Origin of the sequence: Acinetobacter sp. YH16031, assembly GCF_013417335.1 — a bacterium.
GTDB lineage: Bacteria > Pseudomonadota > Gammaproteobacteria > Pseudomonadales > Moraxellaceae > Acinetobacter.
In genome coordinates this window covers 24,654-47,306 of the sequence record NZ_VPED01000027.1, presented here as the reverse complement: position 1 = coordinate 47,306, position 22,653 = coordinate 24,654, and the positions used below count along the sequence as shown (strand labels likewise).

At 43.9% G+C, this 22,653-nt stretch carries 21 protein-coding genes, 1 pseudogene and 1 riboswitch; of the genes and pseudogenes, 12 read left to right on the top strand and 10 right to left on the bottom strand.

The window, feature by feature from the left end:
* The 3 genes and pseudogenes from FTV31_RS11850 to ruvX all read left to right on the top strand — a co-directional run.
* Positions 1-108, top strand: a pseudogene (locus tag FTV31_RS11850) (IS5/IS1182 family transposase); the annotation flags it as partial.
* A gap of 281 nt (positions 109-389) precedes the next feature.
* Positions 390-944, top strand: a complete 555-nt coding sequence (locus tag FTV31_RS11845) for a YqgE/AlgH family protein (RefSeq protein ID WP_004787233.1) — start codon at positions 390-392, stop codon at positions 942-944.
* Positions 937-1,380 carry a Holliday junction resolvase RuvX gene (gene ruvX, locus FTV31_RS11840; protein ID WP_180015036.1) on the top strand — a complete coding sequence of 148 codons (444 nt, stop codon included), beginning with the start codon at positions 937-939 and terminating at the stop codon, positions 1,378-1,380. Before FTV31_RS11845 ends, ruvX begins: the two co-directional genes overlap by 8 nt.
* Positions 1,381-1,615: 235 nt before the next feature.
* Here the strand turns inward: ruvX and FTV31_RS11835 are convergent, their stop codons facing one another.
* Positions 1,616-2,236 carry an alpha-ketoglutarate-dependent dioxygenase AlkB gene (locus tag FTV31_RS11835; protein WP_180015034.1) on the bottom strand — a complete coding sequence of 207 codons (621 nt, stop codon included), beginning with the start codon at positions 2,234-2,236 and terminating at the stop codon, positions 1,616-1,618.
* Positions 2,237-2,396: 160 nt separating this feature from the next.
* Between FTV31_RS11835 and FTV31_RS11830 the strand changes: the two genes are divergently transcribed.
* Complete coding sequence (locus FTV31_RS11830) at positions 2,397-4,199, top strand: ABC transporter ATP-binding protein (RefSeq protein ID WP_180015031.1); 1,803 nt, start codon at positions 2,397-2,399, stop codon at positions 4,197-4,199.
* 75 nt (positions 4,200-4,274) lie between these two features.
* Here FTV31_RS11830 and FTV31_RS11825 read toward each other — a convergent pair whose 3' ends face one another.
* The 4 genes from FTV31_RS11825 to FTV31_RS11810 all read right to left on the bottom strand — a co-directional run bounded on the left by FTV31_RS11825 (position 4,275) and on the right by FTV31_RS11810 (position 9,133).
* The gene (locus tag FTV31_RS11825; protein ID WP_180015029.1) at positions 4,275-5,228 is read right to left on the bottom strand and encodes a hypothetical protein; all 954 of its coding nucleotides are present in this window, start codon (positions 5,226-5,228) and stop codon (positions 4,275-4,277) included.
* Positions 5,225-6,562 carry a glycosyltransferase family 2 protein gene (locus FTV31_RS11820; protein WP_257227182.1) on the bottom strand — a complete coding sequence of 446 codons (1,338 nt, stop codon included), beginning with the start codon at positions 6,560-6,562 and terminating at the stop codon, positions 5,225-5,227. Before FTV31_RS11820 ends, FTV31_RS11825 begins: the two co-directional genes overlap by 4 nt.
* Before the next feature lie 403 nt (positions 6,563-6,965).
* On the bottom strand, positions 6,966-7,685 hold the full coding sequence (gene phoU / locus FTV31_RS11815; RefSeq protein ID WP_180015027.1) for a phosphate signaling complex protein PhoU: 720 nt from the start codon (positions 7,683-7,685) through the stop codon (positions 6,966-6,968).
* A gap of 98 nt (positions 7,686-7,783) precedes the next feature.
* The gene (locus FTV31_RS11810; protein ID WP_180015025.1) at positions 7,784-9,133 is read right to left on the bottom strand and encodes a TolC family outer membrane protein; all 1,350 of its coding nucleotides are present in this window, start codon (positions 9,131-9,133) and stop codon (positions 7,784-7,786) included.
* 281 nt (positions 9,134-9,414) lie between these two features.
* On the opposite strand from FTV31_RS11810, the gene FTV31_RS11805 reads away from it, so the two are divergent.
* The 7 genes from FTV31_RS11805 to FTV31_RS11775 all read left to right on the top strand — a co-directional run bounded on the left by FTV31_RS11805 (position 9,415) and on the right by FTV31_RS11775 (position 16,164).
* A complete protein-coding gene (locus FTV31_RS11805) occupies positions 9,415-10,452 on the top strand; it encodes a hypothetical protein (protein WP_180015023.1) in 1,038 nt (345 codons plus the stop codon).
* A 96-nt stretch (positions 10,453-10,548) separates the two neighbouring features.
* Positions 10,549-10,677: riboswitch (TPP riboswitch) on the top strand.
* 90 nt (positions 10,678-10,767) lie between these two features.
* Positions 10,768-12,663: a phosphomethylpyrimidine synthase ThiC gene (gene thiC / locus FTV31_RS11800; protein ID WP_125279497.1), complete on the top strand. Its 1,896-nt coding sequence runs from the start codon at positions 10,768-10,770 to the stop codon at positions 12,661-12,663.
* 79 nt (positions 12,664-12,742) lie between these two features.
* A complete protein-coding gene (locus tag FTV31_RS11795; RefSeq protein ID WP_180015021.1) occupies positions 12,743-13,378 on the top strand; it encodes an NUDIX domain-containing protein in 636 nt (211 codons plus the stop codon).
* On the top strand, positions 13,375-14,187 hold the full coding sequence (cpdA, locus tag FTV31_RS11790) for a 3',5'-cyclic-AMP phosphodiesterase (RefSeq protein ID WP_180015019.1): 813 nt from the start codon (positions 13,375-13,377) through the stop codon (positions 14,185-14,187). Before FTV31_RS11795 ends, cpdA begins: the two co-directional genes overlap by 4 nt.
* A 209-nt stretch (positions 14,188-14,396) precedes the next feature.
* Positions 14,397-14,924 carry an RNA polymerase-binding protein DksA gene (dksA, locus tag FTV31_RS11785; RefSeq protein WP_004787252.1) on the top strand — a complete coding sequence of 176 codons (528 nt, stop codon included), beginning with the start codon at positions 14,397-14,399 and terminating at the stop codon, positions 14,922-14,924.
* A gap of 2 nt (positions 14,925-14,926) precedes the next feature.
* The gene (gene gluQRS / locus FTV31_RS11780; protein WP_257227180.1) at positions 14,927-15,847 is read left to right on the top strand and encodes a tRNA glutamyl-Q(34) synthetase GluQRS; all 921 of its coding nucleotides are present in this window, start codon (positions 14,927-14,929) and stop codon (positions 15,845-15,847) included.
* A gap of 56 nt (positions 15,848-15,903) precedes the next feature.
* On the top strand, positions 15,904-16,164 hold the full coding sequence (locus FTV31_RS11775) for a zinc ribbon domain-containing protein (protein WP_180015017.1): 261 nt from the start codon (positions 15,904-15,906) through the stop codon (positions 16,162-16,164).
* On the opposite strand, the gene ftsW is transcribed toward FTV31_RS11775, so the two are convergent.
* The 5 genes from ftsW to FTV31_RS11750 form a co-directional block, all read right to left on the bottom strand.
* Positions 16,153-17,349: a putative lipid II flippase FtsW gene (ftsW, locus tag FTV31_RS11770; protein ID WP_180015015.1), complete on the bottom strand. Its 1,197-nt coding sequence runs from the start codon at positions 17,347-17,349 to the stop codon at positions 16,153-16,155. The genes FTV31_RS11775 and ftsW overlap by 12 nt on opposite strands.
* 20 nt (positions 17,350-17,369) lie before the next feature.
* A complete protein-coding gene (gene murD / locus FTV31_RS11765; protein ID WP_180015013.1) occupies positions 17,370-18,716 on the bottom strand; it encodes a UDP-N-acetylmuramoyl-L-alanine--D-glutamate ligase in 1,347 nt (448 codons plus the stop codon).
* Between the two features lie 379 nt (positions 18,717-19,095).
* Positions 19,096-19,347, bottom strand: coding sequence for a DUF6587 family protein (locus tag FTV31_RS11760; protein ID WP_180015011.1), 252 nt, complete (start codon positions 19,345-19,347; stop codon positions 19,096-19,098).
* 57 nt (positions 19,348-19,404) lie between these two features.
* Entirely contained in the window at positions 19,405-21,261 is a 1,857-nt protein-coding gene (locus FTV31_RS11755) for a ferrous iron transporter B (RefSeq protein ID WP_004787264.1), read from the bottom strand.
* Positions 21,258-21,518, bottom strand: a complete 261-nt coding sequence (locus FTV31_RS11750; protein ID WP_180015009.1) for a FeoA family protein — start codon at positions 21,516-21,518, stop codon at positions 21,258-21,260. Before FTV31_RS11750 ends, FTV31_RS11755 begins: the two co-directional genes overlap by 4 nt.
* 175 nt (positions 21,519-21,693) lie before the next feature.
* On the opposite strand from FTV31_RS11750, the gene xerD reads away from it, so the two are divergent.
* Positions 21,694-22,611 (top strand): site-specific tyrosine recombinase XerD, encoded by a 918-nt coding sequence (gene xerD / locus FTV31_RS11745; protein ID WP_159124366.1) that lies wholly within the window; start codon positions 21,694-21,696, stop codon positions 22,609-22,611.
* Positions 22,612-22,653 lie beyond the last annotated feature (42 nt).

Here is a 22,653-nt window from a genome sequence, read left to right as displayed (position 1 = left end):
AAAACCTTCAAAATCCTTGCTGAGCGTTATCGAAATAGAGGTAAAAGGCTTGGTTTGAGATTCAATTTAATCGCTGGAATCTACAACTTGGAACTGAGCAAAAAATGATTTATGAAAGAGGTCTATTCTTAGTCAATAATAAATGTACTCTAGAATTTACCATTCAATAAAATAAAACTGATTTTATTGATTTATTGAAAAAATAAAAAAAATACCTATTTGTAGTTTTTTTATACTCAGTATCTACAAAGCTAAGTTGTCAGTGGTGCATTTTTGTGGGATAAGTAAATAAAGGAATAGACAATTTGCAAATTGAAAATCCAGTCTTTTGCCCTGATAAATCATCTACCACGATCACAAACGATATAGACTTTTGGAGAGCCGCTCAGGTGACTAAACAATATCTGACTCATCGTTGTCTGATTGCGCCACCCCATGCAAGTGACGATTTTTTTGCGCATACGGTCATTTATTTGGCCCGTCATGATGAAGATGGTGCTCAAGGGATCATTATTAACCGCCCTGCTGGTATTCAAATTAAAGAATTGCTGAATGATCTGGATATTGAGGCGGATAATGTCAATCCCCATGAAGTGTTGCAAGGTGGACCTTTGCGACCTGAGGCCGGTTTTGTCCTGCATACCGGTCAGCCGACCTGGCATTCTTCTATTGCTGTGGGTGAAAATGTTTGTATTACCACATCTAAAGATATTCTGGATGCGATTGCGCATAATGAAGGTGTAGGCCGCTATCAGATCGCATTAGGTTATGCGAGCTGGGGTAAACATCAGCTTGAAGAAGAGATTGCCCGGGGTGACTGGCTGATCTGTGAATCCGATATGGATCTGATTTTTAACTTACCTTATAACGACCGCTGGGATGCTGCCTATAAAAAAATGGGCGTAGACCGAACCTGGTTATCTTCCGAGATTGGACATGCCTGATGTAAATGCGCCAAACACCATTATGGCGTTTGATTTTGGTACACAGAAAATGGGAATGGCAGTCGGCCAATCGCTGATTGAAAGTGCCAATCCCCTCTCTTTATTTCCCATGAAAGATGGGATCCCGAACTGGGATGAGTTACTGAAAATCGTAAAAAGCCATCAGCCAGGCTTATTTTTAGTTGGTCTGCCACTGAATATGGATGATAGTGAATCTGAACTGTCGACACGGGCACGAAAATTTGCCCGCCGTTTACGTCATCAGACCAATATTGAAACCTTGATGGTGGATGAACGCCTGACCACTCGTGAAGCACGGGATGAACTGGATCATTATCAGGCTCAAGGTCGTGGCAAAAAATTGTCTGCGGACAGTATTGCTGCTGCCCTCTTGATTGAAAGCTGGTATAGGTATCCGGCTGGACTGCAACCCTAAATTTCTTTTAAATATAAGCAATAGCATCTTTCGAGATGCTATTTTTTTTGAATTGAAGAATCTCTTTTTTAGTTCATTGGGGTACTTTTAATCTAAAAACAATAGAGTGCCTTCATCAATCATTTTTTAATTATTCAACAATGAGCAAAGAAACTCCCTTATCCTAATTTCTCCCTGAGAGAAAGAACTTTAAATACGAATGGACTAATATTTTTTATTTTATGAAGAGATTTAACTAAGGAAAAAAATAACGAAAGGTCAGGTTAATTCTAGGTTCTAAAACCCGAGTCGTTTTCCGGATACAATGTTTCCAGTAGTGTTGGGTCTGTCCTCGCATCACAATCAACTGACCACTTTGTAAAAGCAGATCTACTGTTTCATTCTCTGTTTTGTGTTTAAAGCTCATCTTGCGGGTTGCCCCCAAACTGAGGGATGCAATCACATTTTCCTGTGACGTTCCCTGATATAAAGCCGCTTCATCATCACTATGCCAGCCCAGACCTTGCGAACCATCTTCATATAAATTGGCCAGACAGGAATTAAAGGAATGGCCCACTAATTTTTCAATATACTGCTTTAACCGAAATAGCCCCGGTGTCCAGATATGGGCTTGTTTGGAACTTCTGGAATAATGATATTGATAGTGTTCATCGCCATACCAGACGACTTTTCGCCCAGTAATATAATGCTTGCCAAATAAAGTGACTTCATCCGCTTGCCAGGCCAGATGAGCTAAAAAATGCTGTAAATATTGCTGGCTCTGCTGCTCATTTAAAATCTGGCCATAATCCTCTACCACCCCATCAAAAGGTAATAAATTCGCTTGAGGTTCTGGCGAAAACAGGTCCAAAGTCATTTTAAAATCAGTCTAAAATTTTCAGTATCTTGCTGAAAACATTGAGACTTATCCAGAGAAATTACAATCTAATTTCACAAATAAATACAACATTTACTCTTGTGAGTACCTTTATTCCTGCCTAGACTAAATTCAACTTTGACAATAAAAATAATTGCTTATGAATTTATGGCAGCTGTTTTTAAAACTTCGTCCCTTTGTCAGCCCTTATCGGCTCCTGGTGATTGCGACCCTCATTCTGACCCTGATCGGTTCCTTTACTGCTCAGGTCAATGCACTGACCCTGCAATATGCAGTCGATAGCATCAATGCACTGCTGGAACAAGGACAAGGGCTAGATGAAGGCTGGCATATCCTGATCACTATCTCTGCCATTTTACTCGGTAAGGAAGTGGTGAATGCGCTGGTACAGTTTGGGCAGAAGTTTTATGGAGAAAAGCTGCGGATTTTTATTTCCCAAGATCTGGCTCAAGGCATTATTGAAAAGTTTTTAAAGTATCGGCTGGCATTTTTTAATCAGGATAATAATCAGGCCGGAAAATTGCAGACCCGGATCGACCGCGGAATTGGCTCCCTCACCCGACTGGTCCAGATCTTTTTCATTGATATTTTTCCTCTATTTACCAGTGCAATTGTCGCGCTCGGATTGATGTACTATGCCAATTTTTATGTCGGGCTGGTCGCCACAGCGATTGTACCGATCTACTTCTGGCTCACCTATAAACAGGCACAAAAACTTGGTGGATGGCGCCGTAGTCTGAGAGATGGCCGGGAAAAAAAGAGCCAAGGGATTCTCAGTATCATCAATTCAATTACAGTCATCAAATCCTTTAACCGGGAATCAATTGAATCAGACAAGCAGCTGAGCTTGCAGCGTGAACTGACCGATAACCAGATGAAAACCCGGCAAACCAGCTTCCTGTTTGATGGCTTAAAAACCTTTATTGAACAGATCGGCATAGTCCTGATTATTATTCTGACCTCCTATTTTGTACTGGATGGCCAGATGAGTATCGGCATGATCATGTACCATGTGCTGCTCTTTAATAACGTCTCTGCCCCGATTCGCTCGTTGCACCGGATTTATGATGAAGTGAATGATGCCATGATCTATTCAGAAAGCTTCTTTAATATTCTGGAAGCGGATGCTGAAATTGAGCAAAGCGGACAGCAAAAACCGCCAGTTAAAGGCCGATTTGAGCTAAGTGGCGTGAATTTTTATTATCCAAATGGGCATCATGCTTTAAAAGATATCAATATGGAAATCCGTCCCAATACCATTACCGCACTGGTAGGGTTATCTGGTGCTGGTAAATCAACCTTGATCAGTCTGCTCGATAAATTTTATGAACCACAGGAAGGCCAGATCAAGCTGGATGGGATCGACTTAAAAGATTATGACACTCAATATCTGCGTGATCATATCGGATTAGTATTACAGAAAAATCATATTTTCCAGGGCACAATTTTTGACAATATCCGTTATGGCAAAACCAATGCCAGTATGGATGAGGTGATTGCAGCTGCTCAAAAAGCCTCAATTCATGAACAGATTTTACAGCTACCGGATGGTTATGATTCCGATGCCCTGCAACTGTCCGGCGGTCAGCAACAGCGGATTGCCATCGCACGGATGTTCCTGAAAAACCCGCCGATTATTTTTCTGGATGAACCAACGGCAAGCCTGGATGCCATTGCAACAGAACAAATTAAACAGAGTCTGGATCAGATCAAGCAAGGCCGTACCGTGATTATTATTTCGCATAGCCTGTCTCAGATTATTGATGCAGACTATACCTATGTGATGAAAGAAGGTTGTATTGCCGAACACGGTGAACATGACGCGCTTTATCATCAGGACGGCGTGTATAAGGAAATTTTTGATGCAATGGCCAAGAGCCTGAATATTGAAAAAATTGCCAAGACTTTTGAAGATGATGCAGAGGAAGAAACGCATAGTTAGCTCTTCATTCAACTATCCCTAAAAAATAAAAGCGGTCTTTAAAGACCGCTTAAAATCAAGATTCATCGTCCAGTATTAAAACCGCATAATCCATTCACCCCTGATATAACGATAATCGTAATTCGGACCATAGAAAGAAGCACTGCGGTTATATCCGGCATTCATCCGCAGAAATTGCGAGCCACGAACAGGACTTTGTACATTAAGCTCAAATAGCCGGGTAGACTGGCTCGGATCCTGATTGATTTTTTCTCGGCCAAAGCCTGCCGTTAAGCCTGCAGACCAGCCAGCAAAACGCTGACGCCAGCCAAGAGCGAGCATCGATTCTTGATAATCTTCTGGGTTGAAGTACTCTCTACCTACATCTTCTTCACTGCTGCGATACATACGGTAACGAGCCTGAAGCGTTAGACCCAGATCCAGTGAAGGCTGATAAATCAGTCTAAGGCGACCATGATCACGGCGGTTATCATCCGAGAAAAACTGTGTTCCTGCTAAACCCACGAGAGTGACATGTTCACCTAAACCCTGATCCAGTGCAGCACCAACAAAAGTAAAGTTTGTTCCTGCATCAAGTGCAGGCTGGGTTTCAACCCAGTCACGATTGGCAAAAAGTTCTACTGCTGTCTTTTCTGCAAGTGCGGTACGGTAACTACCATCAAAGGTCAATAAAGTATGACCACCTTGCTCAAATAATCCTGCTTCTAAGGTCCAGCCATTGGCTGTAGCGGACTCAATATCACGCCCAATAAATGAGACTTTCTGACCATCGCGTTTCCAGTCATCTGCCCTATATTGATAGGCACTGCCACGTACACCCAGATAATGATCGGCATCTTCATATTGAGGCAAGAATTCCGCTGACAATTTACGAGTCTGGAAGCCTTCGCTATCGTCACTCAAAAAGAATTCTGTTCCAGCCGCTCGTTCACTTGATGTCTGATCTTTATCTAATCCATTGGCCAGGCTGGCAGTACTCAAACTCATGAGCAGAGGAACACATACATATCCGATTTTCATAGTGTTCATTTTGTTCCCCAGGTTTTTCGTGTTCTTAACACTTCATCCATATAGCCTAAAATACTGGCAGGTTGAAGCAGGAAGCTATAGGCCAATACATACAATAAAAAGCCACTGAAGTTTTTGCGGACCTTAAGCTCCAGGTCATTAAACATTCTGCGTTCAATTGAATAATTTAAGAAACCCAACAGGAATGCCATTGGCAATAGCACTAAAGTCATGATTCCGACAATCCAGTAATGTCCAAAACATGCCAGAATGATTCCTGGAATAAAGCCAAAGGTAAAGGCAATATCCAGCCATGGGAAAAACAGGTTCCAGTAAATAAAAAATGTAGAGAGTCTTGGCTTGATTAAAATACTAGGATGTTTAATGAATGCTTCAATCATGCCACGAGCCCAACGCTGACGCTGTTTAACAAACACTTTAAGCGTCGTCGGTGCATTGGTAAACAGGCAGGCATCCTCACAATGGCCAATCCGATAACCTGCATTTAATAAGGCCCAGGTCAGCACAATATCTTCACCTACACATTCAGGCCAACCACCGACTTCAATCAGGGCATTACGGTCATAAATAGAGAAAGCACCTTGCGCTACCAGAGTTCCCTGATAGAGAGATTGCAGGCGTTTGGTTGCCGAGATCCCCAGAAAATAGTCCCATTCCTGAGTTTTGGTCAGCAGATTGGTACGCGAGTTACGTACCAGAATTTTACCCGCAACCGCACGTGTATTTGGAGGATCTGCCACATAGCGCTCAACAATATTGATGAGGGCAACACGATGGAGATAGGAATCCGCATCGACGGTAATTACCAGATCATGTTCCGCAAGTTTCAGACCTTCGTTTAAGGCATGCGCCTTCCCTGCATTTTGCTTTAAATCTAGTAAAGTCAGCCAGGGAAATCTTGATTCTGCTTTGCGGACAATCTCTGCGGTTTCATCCTGAGAACCATCATTAATCACAATAACCTGTAATTTTCCCGGATATTTTTGCTGGCTAATACTGACCAAAGTATCTTCAATTGAGGCGGCTTCATTGTAGGCTGCGACCAACATGGTAATCCCTGGATAAACCGCTAATGGCTGACGTTTAGGTCGTCTGTCCATCATCAGGCTTAAGGCCGCAAATGAGTTCATAAATCCCGGAATAATGGCAATACCATAGATCAGGAAAATAGCCCAAAAATAACCGATATAGCTGCTCAAATCATGCATCCAGTCCTGGGCAATCCAGATAGAAAATACGGTCCAAAAACACGCACCCATTAACGCGATCACAAACTTTAACTGCACAGAAAAGTAAATTCGGGAAGCTTCTCTTTGACTTTCATCAATGATCATGAATTTTCTCTTAAATATATAATTTCACTGAGTAAATTAATGCAGGGTTAGGTTTAGACCAAAAGTATGTGACTGATAACAAAAGAGCTTCGTTTTTCTTTCTTATCTATAGGTTTGATGAGCACATGAAAAAATCTTTTCACTTTCTGAAAATAATTCCATTTTCATAAATCAACCCGCATTTTGCTAAATTATATACAACTTTTGTATGTTTTTTTGATAAATAGTTCACATTTCTTTTAATTAAATTTATAAAGCTTATTAGTAATTATTATTTATGTGATTTTTCTCATAGTAATATTAGGGAACTCCTATCCTGTCTAGCTTTCACAATATCAAGAACATATTTTTGAAATAAAAAAAGCCTACACAATGCAGGCTTTTTACTATTATTTAGTTTTAATTAACGTTGAAATTTTTGCTCAATTTCTTCGACACTGCTATGCCGTACATCCAGGCCCTTGACCATATAAATGACCTGTTCCGAAATATTACGTGCATGATCTCCAATGCGTTCCAGCGAACGTAGTACCCAAAGTACATTAATCACCCGACTAATATGCCGTGGATCTTCAATCATATAGGTCATTAAAGTACGGGTAGCGGACTGATATTCCCGGTCAATGTCGGCATCGGCCTGCATCACGCGCAGCGCTTGGTCTACATCCAGACGAGCAAAGGCATCCAATGCATCATGAATCATCACTCGAACCTGGTTACCAATATGTCGGGTTTCCATATAACCGCGTGGTGAACCACCCTCTTCACACAAAGTCTGGGCAATACGGGCAATTTTCGATGCTTCATCTCCAATCCGTTCCAGATCGGTATTGGCCTTGGACATGGCAAGCACCATACGCAGATCAATGGCAGCGGGATGACGGCGAGCCAAAATCAGGGTGAGCGCCTCATCAATTTCACCTTCCAGGCGGTTCACGGTGTTGTCCTGAAACTGCACCTCAACCGCCATGGCAGCATCTGTATCCAGCAGCGCATGAATGGCATTGGCTACCTGCTGTTCTACCATGCCGCCCATGGTCATGAACTTGGTATTTACGTCCTGCAATTCTTCATTAAATTGCGAAGAAATGTGATGACTGAGCACAGGATTATTGGGACTCAAGGAAATCTACTCCTGAACAGGAAAAGGCAAGAACACATCATGAAATATCATTAAAGCATGACCATCATGAAAGTTTGATGACAACTTGTTAGCCTTTTTTAAGAGCGGTCATATTCAATGAGCCAGGCATTCATCTCTGCCAGTTCCTTTTCTGTCAGTTGTCCTACTGAAGCCTGTAATTGTAGTACATGCAGCAAATAATCATATTTAGCATTCAGATAGTCAGTCTTAGCAGAGAAGGCATTACGCTGCGCCAGCAATACATCCACCATGGTTTTTAAACCTTCCTGATATTGAGCTCTGGAAGCTTGAGACACAATATCTGAAGATTGCATCGCTGCTTTACGTGCATTGAGTTTGGCCTCATCCGTTTCTACCTGCAGATAAGACTGTTTGACATCGGTGTTGGCTTTGCGGATTGCGGCATCCAGTTGGGCTTCACTTCGCTGCACATTTACGCCGGCCTGACGAATACTTTTTTGGGTTCGGCCCCCGGTAAACAGGTTCCAGTTGACCTCGACGCCAATCTGGTCAAAATCACCATTGGTTGATAACACTGTTTCAGGAGTCTGCTTTAAATAGCCATAGGTTCCGACGGCTTCAACCTGAGGATAGAGAGCCGCCTGCTCTACCCGCTTGGCATCTTCCGAATAGCGTTTCTGCAAACGGGCCTGTAGAATTTCCAGATTCTGGTTTTGTGCCAGTTCAGTCCAGGAACCGATATTACTCGGAACAGGTTTCTGAAACTGGAAATCCTCACGCAGAACCGCCAGATTTTCCTGATAGGGTCCAATCAACTGAGCCAATTGTTCCTGTGCCAGCACCAGTTGTACCTGTGTAGAAATCCGGTTAGCTTGTGCACTTTGGTATTGGGCATTGGCTTCACTGACATCACTTCTCGCCACGAGCCCTTCTCGAAGTTTGGCATTCATCATTTTTAGCTGTTCTGATAAAGCCTGCTCTTCCTGTAAATAAGCTGTGGTTAAAGACTGCTGACGTAAAACATTAAAATAGGCTTCTGCCACTTGTAAAATATGCTGCTGCTTTTGCAGACGCAGATTAACTTCGCTGAGTTCTACCGAGGTTTTGACCTGCTTATAACCCTGCCAGGCATCCCAGCGGAATAAAGGCTGACGTGCAGTGACTGCAATCTGACGCGTGGTCGTACTCGAACCTTGTAGTTCCCCAAATTCGGCAGGCAAACCTTCTATCGATGAATTATCAGCAGACTGGTTTTTACGGGTTACATTTCCAGATAAAGTCACAGTCGGCAATAAATTTCCGCTGGCAATGCCCAGATTGAGCTGATCCGACTGGTATTGCAACAGATTCGCCTGCCAGTTCGGATCATTCTGCTGGGCACGCTGATAAGCTTCAAGCAGATCCAGCGCAAACAGTGTCGGACTGACACCCAATAAACAGACACTGACGATGAGTTTTAATTTCATTTTATAATTTTCACCCCTACAGCCATTTAAATCATCAGATTAAGGCGCTTTAAACCCAGCAATACTAAAGATTTCTTTTGATTTTTTACGTATGACTTTTATTACTTTTCTCTTATAGATCCACGATTTTATTCAATATTCCTCCTATTTTCCCCATCCCGCATCCTAGCTTAACAAAGCCATTCACAATACTACACATAGAACTTGAATTAGATCTATACAATATAGCTCCCAGTAAGGCAGTTATTTCTGATTTCATCTATATAGAGTCCTGAAGCATAGTGTTAACGCGAATTCATTCGATATTCAAAGTTTGTTTTGTTTTCAGCAGTTTGCTGTTCGTAGGCGGATGCCAGCAATCCTCAGAACCGCAAGTTGAAATGGAACAGGCCGAGGTTAAAACCGTTCAATCTCCCGCGAACGATTTCACTCTCATGTGTGAAAATATTGAAAAAAACATGTCCCAGATTAATGAACAGCGCACCACTTTTGCACTGGAACAGATTAATCAGGACCTGAAAGTGTGTCTGCCGCTCATGGAACTGGCCGAGCAGAAACACCTGATGCAGCGCTCTACAGAAATGTATCAACGCTTCCTGCATGTGGAACGTACCGAATTCCAACAACGTGCTTTCGAGCAATATGCTCTGGATATGGCTCAACATCCCACCATTCAGCAAAGCCACTTTGAACAGTTAACTACGCGCGACCAGTATTTATTGAAACATAAAGGTCAGGCCTATGTAGAACTCTTAGATCAGGGCAATGGCACGTTGCAATATCGTCGTAGCCCGGAATATCTGGCACGTATCTTTGCACCTTATTTACCGGCTGCCGAAAAGGTATTTATTGAAAATCTGGCTGAGCAGAATATGGAACCGGTCTTGGTCGAAAAACGCTTACAGCTTGAAGCTGCCAATATTGCCGCTCGCGCTCTATTCTGGGAAGATTATCTGCAAACCTATCCAAAAAGCAGTTATCAGCGTGATGCCGAATATCTGCTGAAACAATATACTTATTTCCTATTCAGAGGCAGCGAGCAATCGCCAATCTCTGAGGATTATCGTGACCGTTATTCGGTAGAAACCAGCCATCTGGAAACTATTATTGGTCTAGCGCGTGGTCAGAAATCCAAGTTATCGACACAGGCGCAATTATTTTTAGAGTTTCTGGACATGAATCCTGAACAGCGTCAGCGTGCCTTAGCTGCGGAATATCGTGACCGTTCCAGCACTGAACAGATTTTATATTATGCTCAAGTCACCCCACCCTCACAGAACTACAATAAAGACTGCTTTAAAGATGCGATCTGTCTTTAAAACAATCTTTTCTTAAAAATCGATGAGATAGCCGAAAATCAGCAACCCCTCCCAATTTAAAGCTACTTTTTAAATACCAACTAAGCTAAGATTTAACTTCGCTTGACGGAGCGCGAGTAATAACTCGCTGAGATCACTTAAATCAGCCTTATCGGCCATTTGATAGTGAGTACCGTTGAACCTGATCAGGTTAATACCTGCGTAGGAATCAAGCCATCTAAAAACGACTACCCTTGTTTTATCTACTCCCAGATAATTCTGTCCACGTTTTTGGTCGTGCTTGATTCGTTGATGTCATTCATAAGGATCATTGCAATGAGCCAGTTAACGAATCTTTCTTCTGAAACACCCCTTACTCCACACGAACAGGAAGCGCGTGATCTGACCCGCATTCTGCCTGCTTCCCGTAAAGTCTATCTGCAAGGCTCACGTCCTGATATTCAGGTGCCGATGCGGGAAATTTCTCTCAGCGAAACCCCGACTGGTCTGGGCGGTGAATATAATGCACCGTTGATGGTCTATGACACTTCAGGGGTTTATACCGATCCAAACGTTGAAATTGATCTGAATAAAGGCCTGCCAAATCTGCGTGAAGGCTGGATTGAACAGCGTAATGACACAGAAATGCTGGATGATTTAAGTTCTGAGTTTGGTCGCCAACGTCTGCGCGATATCCGTACTGCCAATATCCGCTTTGCCCATATCCAGAAACCACGCCGGGCTAAACTTGGCCAGAATGTGACCCAGATGCACTATGCCAAACAGGGCATTATTACGCCGGAAATGGAATATATCGCGATTCGGGAAAACTTACGTCAGCTGGAAGGGACCGATATGCGCCAGCATCCGGGACAGAATTTTGGTGCCAAAAATTTACAGGAAATCACCCCTGAATTTGTCCGTCAGGAAGTCGCTGCAGGCCGTGCCATTATTCCTGCCAATATCAATCACCCTGAACTGGAACCGATGATCATCGGGCGCAATTTCCTGGTAAAAATTAATGCCAATATCGGAAACTCTGCCCTGGGTTCAAGTATTGAAGAAGAAGTGTCAAAAATGACCTGGGCGACCCGCTGGGGTGCCGACACCATTATGGATCTGTCGACTGGTCAGAATATCCATGAAACTCGTGAATGGATTATTCGTAATTCTCCGGTTCCAATCGGTACCGTACCAATTTATCAGGCTCTAGAAAAAGTCAACGGTGTAGCCGAAGACCTGACTTGGGAAATTTTTAAAGATACTTTAATTGAACAGGCTGAACAGGGCGTGGATTACTTCACGATTCATGCGGGTGTGTTATTGCGTTATGTACCACTGACCGCGAATCGTCTGACTGGTATTGTGTCACGTGGTGGTTCGATCATGGCACAGTGGTGTCTGGCACATCATCAGGAAAACTTTCTCTATACGCATTTCGATGAAATCTGCGAAATCATGAAAGCCTATGACGTGTCTTTCAGCCTTGGGGATGGCTTACGTCCCGGCTGTATTCAGGATGCCAATGACGAAGCGCAATTTGCCGAGCTACGCACTTTGGGTGAACTAACGCATCGTGCCTGGGAACATGATGTACAGGTGATGATCGAAGGTCCGGGGCATGTGCCAATGCATATGATCAAGGAAAATATGGATCTGCAGCTGGAAGTCTGTAAGGAAGCGCCTTTTTATACACTTGGGCCGTTAACCACAGATATCGCACCGGGTTATGACCATATTACCTCAGCCATTGGTGCAGCAATGATCGGCTGGTACGGTACCGCAATGCTTTGCTACGTAACACCGAAAGAACATTTAGGCTTGCCAAACAAGAAAGATGTGAAAGACGGCATCATTACCTACAAGATTGCCGCACATGCTGCTGATCTGGCCAAAGGTCATCCCGGTGCTCAAGCACGTGATAATGCCCTGTCTAAAGCCCGTTTTGAGTTCCGCTGGGAAGACCAGTTTAACTTGAGTCTGGATCCGGACACGGCACGCAGCATGCATGATGAAACCATGCCAAAAGCGGCGCATAAATCGGCTCACTTCTGCTCGATGTGCGGACCGAAGTTCTGTTCAATGAAAATCACGCAAAATGTGCGGGATTATGCCAGCCAGTTATCTGCTGATGAAACCCCGGCTGTAACGCAGGCAGAGATTGAAGCCGGTCTTAAGCAGATGAAAAACGATTTTCATAACTCTGGTCAAAAATTGTACCACAAGGTGTAAAACCGTAAAAAAAACAGTTGTTTTCATAAAAATCTCAGATAGGATGAAAAAAATAAGTTATTTCATCCTTTTCTGAGTTATGAATATTATTAAACAAGCCTCTTATAATAAAAAAGATTTTAGGATAGAGGCCCGTGAGTTTTTATATCGGGGATTTATTCAGGTGGAAAAAGTCACGTTAAGTCATCGTGTCTTCCATCAGGAATCTTATACACCTGCATTGCAGCGTGAGCTCATCCATCGTCCTGAAGCTGCTGGGGTACTACTGTATAACGATCAACAGCAAAAATTCGGCTTGATTGAACAGTTCCGTATTGGTGGGCTGGATGATCAGGATACGCCATGGCAACTAGAAGTCATTGCCGGTGTGCTAGATGGTGATGAAACGCCTGAGACCTGTATTCGCCGCGAAGCTTTCGAAGAGTCAGGCTGTACCGTTGATTCCTTGCAGCATCTTTTCAGTTTCTATCCTTCTGCCGGTGCCTGCTCGGAACTGTTTCATCTTTATGTCGCCCAGACTGAACTGCCTGAAGAAGGCGGTGTTTTTGGCATGCCGGATGAAGGGGAAAATATCCAGCTGCACATTCTGGATTATGCCGATATTCCGACCCTGCTGAGTAATGGTCGCCTTAGAAATGCACCTGTGATTATGGCGTTACAATGGCTACAACAGCATCAACAGGCTGTCCCGTCAGGTTTAAGGGGGCAGACATGACATCGGAACAATTCAATCCTGCATCGCTACAAGAATGGACCATTATCCAGATTTCTGACACCCATTTGATGGATCAGCCCAATCTGGAATTCGCGAATATGAATCCCGAGCAGAGCTTCCATGAAGTCATGCAGCATATTCAACATAATTTTCCAGAAATGGATGCACTCGTACATACCGGTGATCTGGCACAGGTGCCGGTCGCAGAAACCTATACGCGTTATTTAAAGTATATCCAGTCTTGCCAGATGCCCTATTACCAGATTCCGGGCAATCATGATGACATGAAGGTCTTCCCTTTTTATCAGGATCGAGATCAGGCACATGCGATCCATTTTGGCAACTGGACCCTGATTTTACTAAATAGTGCAGTCCAAGATCGGATAGATGGTTGGGTAGAACAGGTTCAACTGGAACAGCTGGACCAATTATTGCTTGAATATCATAATCAGCATGTGATCGTAGCTTGCCATCATCATCCTTTTGCGATGAAGTCACACTGGATTGACCAGCACCGGCTAAAGAATGCTGAAGACCTGAAAGATGTACTGGCTCGGCACCAGAATGTGAAGCTGGTTCTGTTTGGTCATGTGCATCAGGATTCTTGGAATGAATGGCAGGGTATCCAGTTTTTATCGACGCCATCGACCAGTGTTCAGTTCAAACCTAAGAGTAATGAATTCGCTCTAGACCAGGCAGCACCTGGCTATCGTGTATTACATTTGAAACAAAATGGGGAGTTCGATACACATATCGAACGTGTGGCCTTAAGCCAGCAAAATATTAATACCGAAATTTCAGGTTATTAACTTTGCATTTTATTTTTTTTGAATTACTTTATTGCAACCAAAGGAAATGTGATATCTATAATCCAGACATCAAAGACTATCAAAAAGCATAAAAAGTCTATATGATGACGACCCCCGTAGGAGGATAATCTTTCTACAGGGTGGATAAAAATTGCATATCACCATATTTTTTGCGTACTAACATACGCATATGATGAGGAATGCCCTAAATGGCGAATGACAACCAAAATCAAGTCTTAGATGAACAAACTGATGTTGTAGAGGAAAAACCTACAAAACGTGTGCGCAAATCTAAGCCGAAAACGACTGAGGGTGGTTCTACTGCTAGCTTATTTGGTATTGAACCTTATCAACCTAAAAAAAATGAAGAATACATGTCTGAAGGGCAGCTTGAACACTTCCGCCAAATCTTGATGGCATGGAAAGCTGAACTGATGTCAGAAGTTGATCGTACTTTAAATACGATGCAAGACGAAAACACTGCACTCCCTGATGTAAACGACCGTGCGACTCAGGAAGAAGAATTTGCCATCGAACTTCGTACTCGTGACCGTGAACGTAAACTGATCCGCAAAATCGAGCAATCTATCGAAGCGATTAAAAACGATGACTACGGTTTCTGTGAAACTTGTGGTATCGAAATTGGTCTGCGCCGTCTGGAAGCACGTCCAACTGCAACTTTATGTATCGACTGCAAAACTTTGGCAGAGATCAAAGAGAAGCAAAATAACGGTTAAGCATGTCTTTAAGTAATCCCTCCCTGACCCTCCCTTTATCAAAGGGAGGGAAAGCTGAAGAGAATTACGTGGGCCGGTTCGCGCCATCGCCAACCGGCCCTTTGCATTTTGGTTCCCTCATTACCGCAGTCGCTAGTTACTGCGATGCCAAAGCCCATCAGGGGCGCTGGCTAGTCCGTATTGAAGATACAGACATCCCGCGAATTTATCCCGGCAGCGAAGAACATATTTTGCGTGCCTTGGATGCTTTTGAATTCGAGCCAGATGGCGAAATCATTTATCAGAAAGATCGTCTGGATATTTACGAAAATGTGATCCAGCAACTGCGCCAGCAGGGTCTGGTTTATGCCTGCCAATGTACCCGCAAGATGTTGGGCTCCAATCATATTTACCAAGACACCTGTCGTGACTTAGGTTTGCCTTTTGAACATCAGGCAATTCGGGTCAAGGTCGAAAATGTTGAAATCTGTTTTGAAGATCGCCTGCAAGGCCGACACTGTTCACAGCTAAAAAAAGACTTGGGCGATTTTGTCTTAAAACGTCGTGATGGCATCATCAATTATCAGCTGGCAGTCGTAGTCGATGACTATTTGCAAGGCATGACCCATGTGGTACGTGGCGCAGACCTTTTGGACAACACGGAACGTCAGATTTACCTAGGTCAATTACTGGGTTATCCACGTTTAAGCTATATGCATTTACCACTGGCAATGAATGATCAGGGCCAGAAACTGTCCAAGCAAAATCTGGCCCAGGCACTGGATCTTGATCAAGCTCCCCAGCTCTTGCAAAAAGCACTTCAAGCCCTCTGTCAGGCGCCCGTAGAACTGGATCGCCCTGCTCGTATGCTCGAACAAGCCGTCGCACAATGGGATATTTCCCGAATCCCGCATACAACTGAGCTACAAGGTCACTATTTATAAAAGGGGGTTTTCAGTTAAGCTAAAAGTAATAATAAAGGCGAGTGAGGATCATAAAAATGTTTTTTATTTTTGGTATAGGACCGAAAACCAAAGTCATTGAGAAAAGTCAGTTTCTTTGTCCAGTCTGCCGAACCCGTTCTGGGTATGAACTCAAACAGCAGCGTAATTATTTTTCTTTATTTTTTATTCCGCTGATTCCACTTTCCAAGGCGAAAAGTGCTTTTGTGCGTTGCCTGAACTGTGGAACTGTCATGCCGAGCACAGTACTTGACCATGCTCAGCCCGATCCACAGCGTCCGTCTAATCTAGAAGCTTGATTCTTCCCGGCTTGGATTGACCTGCTGAGTCGTCGAATCAATTTTCAAAATCAAACTGATCATCACTGCACAAACAATAAGTGATGAACCGCCATAACTAATAAATGGCAGGGTCAAACCTTTGGTTGGCAATAGCCCCATATTCATCCCGGCGTTTACCAGAATCTGTAACAGGAAAATGATACTGATCCCATAAGCCAGATAACCTGCACGCAAGTACTGATGCTGCAAGGCACGATGCCCAATCCGGATGCAGCAGACCATCACGGTGAAGGACAGAATCAGAATAGTAGAAATACCCAAGAAACCAAATTCTTCCCCTAAGATCGCCAACATAAAGTCAGTATGCGCTTCCGGTAAATAAGACATTTTCTGGATACTGTGGCCTAGCCCTACTCCCGTCCATTCGCCACGACCAAAGGCCATTAAGGCATTGGAAAGCTGATAACCGGTACCAAGCGGATCTTCCCAGGGATTCGAGAAAGACAGTAAACGTTGTAAACGATAAGGTTCCAGAGCAATCGCAGCAGCAAACGCACCTAATAAGGTTATAAAAGCAACACCGAACTGAATCCAGGGTGCACCAGCCAGGAAGAATACACCGAGCATGGTCAGGGTAATAACCACCGTTGCACCCAAGTCAGGCTCAAGAATAATCAGGCCAACGGTTGCACCCATGATGGCACTTAAACGTACCAAGCCCTTGATATTATTACGAACCTCTTCAGCACGACGCACGACGTAGTCTGCGGTAAAAATCGCCATCATGATCTTGGCGACTTCGGAAGCTTGCAAGGTAAAACCGGCTACCCGAATCCAGCGCTTGGAGCCGTTTACCTCAGTCCCGACAAAGAGTACGGCGACCAGCAAAACAATAGTAATAATCCATAAAAAGAAAGTGTTATTGAACCAGACTTTTAATGGAACTTTATAGGCTAAAAAGGCTGCACCCGCCGCAACCAGAATCGAGATCGCATGCCGGGTTACATAGTGGAAAGCATTTTCATGCATCCGTTCAGCATAAGGCATGGATGCTGATGCCACCATGATCGAACCGATACACAGCAAAGCTAGTACACAAAAAATCAGTACATTACGCGGATTAACTTCAGCGGGGAGCTTAGGTACCCACTGCTGATAAAATTGATTAATTTTATTGATCGCAGTCTGAGCAAACTCAGCCATATCACGAATCCTTGTTATTCTTAATTGAGTTCATTCACATAGGCCACAAACTTACGACCACGTTGCGGATAACCGGAGAACATGTCAAAACTTGCACATGCAGGAGACAATAACACGACATCATGTGCCTGAGTGCGCTTCTGGCAAATTTCTACTGCTTCCTGCAGACTTTCCGCATGAATCAATTCAGTCGTACCCGCAATCGCTTCTTCAATAATTGGACGGTCCACACCAATTAATACAGCTATTTTTGCATACTTAGATAATGAGTCACGTAAAGCAGTAAAGTCCTGACCTTTACCCTGACCGCCAAGAATAATGGCAACTTTGCCACCTTGGGCTTCGATTGCCATGCCCAAGCCATCAAGTGCTGCCAGTGTTGCACCAATGTTGGTTCCTTTGGAGTCATTATAATAACGTACCCCATTGACTTCTTTAACAAATTCGCAGCGATGTTCCAAGCCTTTGAAGGTTTTTAACGTATCCAGCATAACGTCCATTGGCAGGCCAATTGCTTCACCTAAAGCTAAGCAAGCCAAGGCATTCGCCACATTATGGGTACCTTGAATGTACATGTCAGAACTTTTGAGCAGACGTTCACGACCACGTGCCAGCCAGATTGTGCCGTCTGTATCTTTGAGAATACCGTACTGGTTGATGTCCGGTGCATTCAAACCAAAGCTCTGCATTGGAGTTGCATCTGGAACCAGTGGACGGGTCAGTGAATCATCACGATTAAACACCACTTTTTTCACACCCTGGAAAATACGGTGTTTGGCGGTGTGATAACCCATCATGTCGCCATGACGATCCAGATGGTCTTCACTCATATTCAGAACAACAGCCACTTCAGCCTGCAAGTTTGATGTGGTTTCTAACTGGAAGCTCGACAACTCCAAAATATACAGTTCAGGATCATCTTTGGTCAGATCCAGTGCTGGACGACCAAGATTCCCCCCAACCGCCACTTTTTTACCCGCATTCGCTGCCATCAGACCGATTAAAGTAGTTACGGTACTTTTGGCATTGGAACCGGTAATGGCCACAATCGGTTTATCCGTCGCACGACGTAAAATCTGGATTTCACTCACCACAGGAATACCTTGACCTAGTGCTGCCTGGATTTCAGGCAGTTTCAGATCAAGTCCCGGGCTGATGATAATTTCTTCGGCAGAGAGCAACAAATTCTGGTCAAACTTGCCAAAACTGGTCTGTACTTCCGTAGGAATCTGGTCATGTCCCGGTGGGGTCGCTCTTGAGTCCGTTACTGCAACGCGGTAGCCTTGGTCATATAAGAAATTGACTGCTGCAACACCTGAAATCCCGAGTCCAGCAACGACTTTTAATCCACCACGTTGTATTAACATTTTCGCCCCATTTTCTGGTCTATTTTAAAACTGACGAAATGGTAGCACTTTGCTGTTTTGAATGCTTTTTCTGTTTTGACTTTCTCTGGCATTTTTTGTGTCAGGGCGTAAAAAAATATCGTTCAATCTTCATCTTTAATCGGTTTAATAATTAATAAATTTTTATTGGAGTCATCATGGGAATAAAAGTTAAGACTATGCTAGCCATAACTTGAAAGGAAAATCAGACAACGCTTCCATTCATATATAGAAAAATATTGGATTCTTCTTACCCAGATAAATCAATAAGTTTTTAAAAAATAAAAAAATGAGGGAGCTTATTTCTAAACTCCCTTACTCATTTACATACTCAGTTTTTATTCTCAAACGGAATGAAAGTTTACTTCCATTTCACTGCCTGAGCTTTAGGTTTTGTACTTGAGCTTTGTTCCGATGCCGGACAGGCGCAGTTACCGCCACAGCCACCAGCCATAGCCGGTTTTAACCATTTCGCCAGCGTATGCCAGCCTTTGGCTGCACAGGCATCAGACAACTTCTGGAAGACTGAGCGTGAGGTATTCGGAAATACCTTTTTAAATACCACGAGCGCACTCCAGACAACCAGTACCGCTACAATCAGAATTTCAATCATCTCAATCTCCCATTCACATGATCAGTCAGATCTAGCCAAGGTTTCCCTTCAGCCAGTTTAACCCAAATAATGTGATGCAATTTGATAAGTCAGGAATGACATGAAATATGCCAAACCAAACAAGTAGAAGGTCATAAAGCTGACCGTTTTCCATGAACCGGTTTCACGCTTCACAGTGGCTAAAGTCGCCAAACAATGCGGCGCATAGATAAACCAGACCAGTAGAGACAAGCCGGTCGCGATCGACCAGCCCAGATCACCACCGCCACTAATCAGTGCCGCCAGACCCTCAGACATGGCATCTTCATCGACTGCAGACAAGGCATAAACCGTACCCAATGCTGCCACGACAACTTCACGCGCTGCCATCGCCGGAATCAGTGCAATACAGATCTGCCAGTTAAAGCCCAATGGTGCAAAAATAGGTTGCATCACATGGCCGAGCATCCCGGCAAAGGAATAATCGATATCCGGTAAAGTTGCACCTTCTGGTGGCTGCGGGAACGTACACAGGAACCATAGCAGAATGGATAACGCAAAGATGATGCCGCCGACACGCTTCAAGAAAATTTTGCCGCGGTCCAGCAACCCAATCCAGACGTTTTTCACATCCGGGAAACGGTAACTTGGCAGCTCCATCAACAGCATGTGCTGAGACTTGTCTTTATGGAAAAATTTCAGGATAAAGGACACAATCAACGCACTTAGAATACCGGCCATATACAGACCAAATAACACCAGACCCTGCAGGTTCATGAAGCCCCACACGGTTTGCTCAGGAATGAAGGCTGCAATCAGCAAAGCATATACTGGCAGACGTGCTGAACAGGTCATCAGTGGCGCCACAAAAATCGTGGTCAAACGGTCACGTGGATCACTAATCGTTCTTGAAGCCATAATCCCCGGCACGGCACAGGCAAAGCTGGACAATAGAGGGATAAAAGCACGGCCTGAAAGACCTGCTTTAAACATCAATTTATCTAGCAGGAAGGCGGCACGTGGTAAATACCCGGACTCTTCCAAAACCAGAATAAAGAAGAACAGAATCAGAATCTGCGGCAGGAAGACTACCACTCCACCCGCACCGGCAATAATCCCGTCAACCACTAGGCTGTTTAATAAAGGATGAGCGATCAGTCCACCCATGTACTCGCCCAACCAGCCGAAGAAAGTTTCAATTCCGTCCATAAATGGCGCAGCCCAGGCAAAGACCGCCTGAAACACCACAAACATCATGATGGCTAGACTAAGCAGGCCCAATACCGGATGCAGGAATATCTTGTCCAGGAAATCAGTACGTTTATCTTCCTGATCGGCATAATTCACCACATCTTTCAGAATGCTGGCAATCTGATGATGGTGATCGCCACTCAAACCGCTGAGTTCAGTTTGCGGAGCAGAAAACTTGTTTTTATCCAGTGCATTTTTCAGGTTTTCAATGCCTGAAGTACGCACGGCAACGGTCTCAACCACTGGCACACCCAGACGTTCAGACAGTTTCTGGGTATTAATCTGCATCCCGCGACGGCGTGCTTCATCCATCATGTTCAGCACCACCAGCATTGGACGACCCAGCTGAATCATTTCCAGTACCAGTCCCAGATGCAGTTTTAGGTTGGTTGCATCTACAACGCACAGGAAAGTATCCTGCTGGCCTTCTTCTGCAATTTTACCCTGAACCACATTACGGGTAATTTCTTCGTCCGGGCTGGTCGCATCCAGACTATAAGTTCCTGGCAGATCCAGTACGCGTACCGGTTTGCCTGAAGGAAGCGTAAAATTCCCGACTTTACGCTCAACCGTAACCCCGGCATAGTTGCCGACTTTTTGACGAGATCCGGTTAAATGGTTAAATAAAGAAGTTTTACCGCAGTTTGGGTTACCGACAAGGGCAATACGTAAGGTATCACTCATGCCGCGACTCCCTGTTCAATTTCAATCTTGGCCGCTTCCGATTTTCGTAAAGCAAAACGCGTAAACCCCACCTGAATAAGAATCGGATCCCCACCAAAAATACCTTTGGTAATGACTTGTACCTGTGTCCCTGGTACAAAACCTAAAGTTTCCAAGCGACTGGCCACAACATCGTGGGAAGCGCCTTTACCATCAGTAGTTCGATTAACTTTTCGAATGATGGCAGTTTGTTTTGCTTTCAAATCAGACAAACGCACCGTGAAAATTCCTAAGACTTTTGTACAGTATACAAACAAATGAGAATAATTAACAAATAAGTATTAATTACATTTCTTCTTGGCTGTATAGCACATCGACATGTCAGTAAAATTAAACTAGAGTGGAGAATAGCAATCAGGCTTCTCGCTTTAAAAATTATCTTTATTAAACATCATGCTGAATAAAAAACCTCGCATTCCTAGTCCAGTTCAGATTCCTGAAGCTTTCAGTTACTTACAGGGTTTTCGTGATTATCTGATTGCCCAGACAGTGAGCCCTCATACCCGAAATGCCTATTTGTCTGATCTGATCCAGTGTGCTGAATGTCTGGTTAAACCTTTACCAGAATGGAACCATGATGATATTTCCGATGTGCTGATTGAACTAACCAAACAGCAAAAAAGTCCACGTTCAATTGCACGATGTTTGTCCGCCTTACGTTCTTTTTATAAATTCCTGCGGGAACAAAAACTGCGGAGTGACAATCCGGTTGCTGCCCATAAAACACCAAAACTGGGCCGTGCCCTGCCCAAAGACCTGTCTGAAGCTGATGTCGAAGCGCTGATTCATGCACCTGATATTAATACTGCCCTTGGTTTACGTGATCGTGCCATGTTTGAAGTGCTTTATGCGTGCGGTTTACGGGTGACGGAACTGATTAATCTGCGTCTGGATCTGATTAATTTAAAACAGGGCTATTTGCGTATTGTCGGTAAAGGCAATAAAGAACGTCTAGTGCCGATGGGACAGATGGCCTGTGAATGGGTAGAAAAATATTTACAGGAAGCACGTCCGCAACTTTATAAGACAGCGACTGATTATCTGTTTCTCACCCAGCATGGTGGGATCATGAGCCGGCAGAATTTCTGGTATGCCATTAAACGCTACGCACTACAAGCCGGAATTCAGGCTGAACTGTCTCCACATACTTTGCGCCATGCCTTCGCCACGCATTTACTTAATCATGGCGCTGACTTACGGGTAGTACAAATGTTGCTAGGTCATAGTGATTTATCCACCACACAGATCTATACCCATGTGGCACAAGTTAGAATGCAGCAACTGCATGCAACCCATCATCCACGGGCTTAAGAGCTGATTTGAATAGAATAAACTGAGAAGTTTGACGTAGCT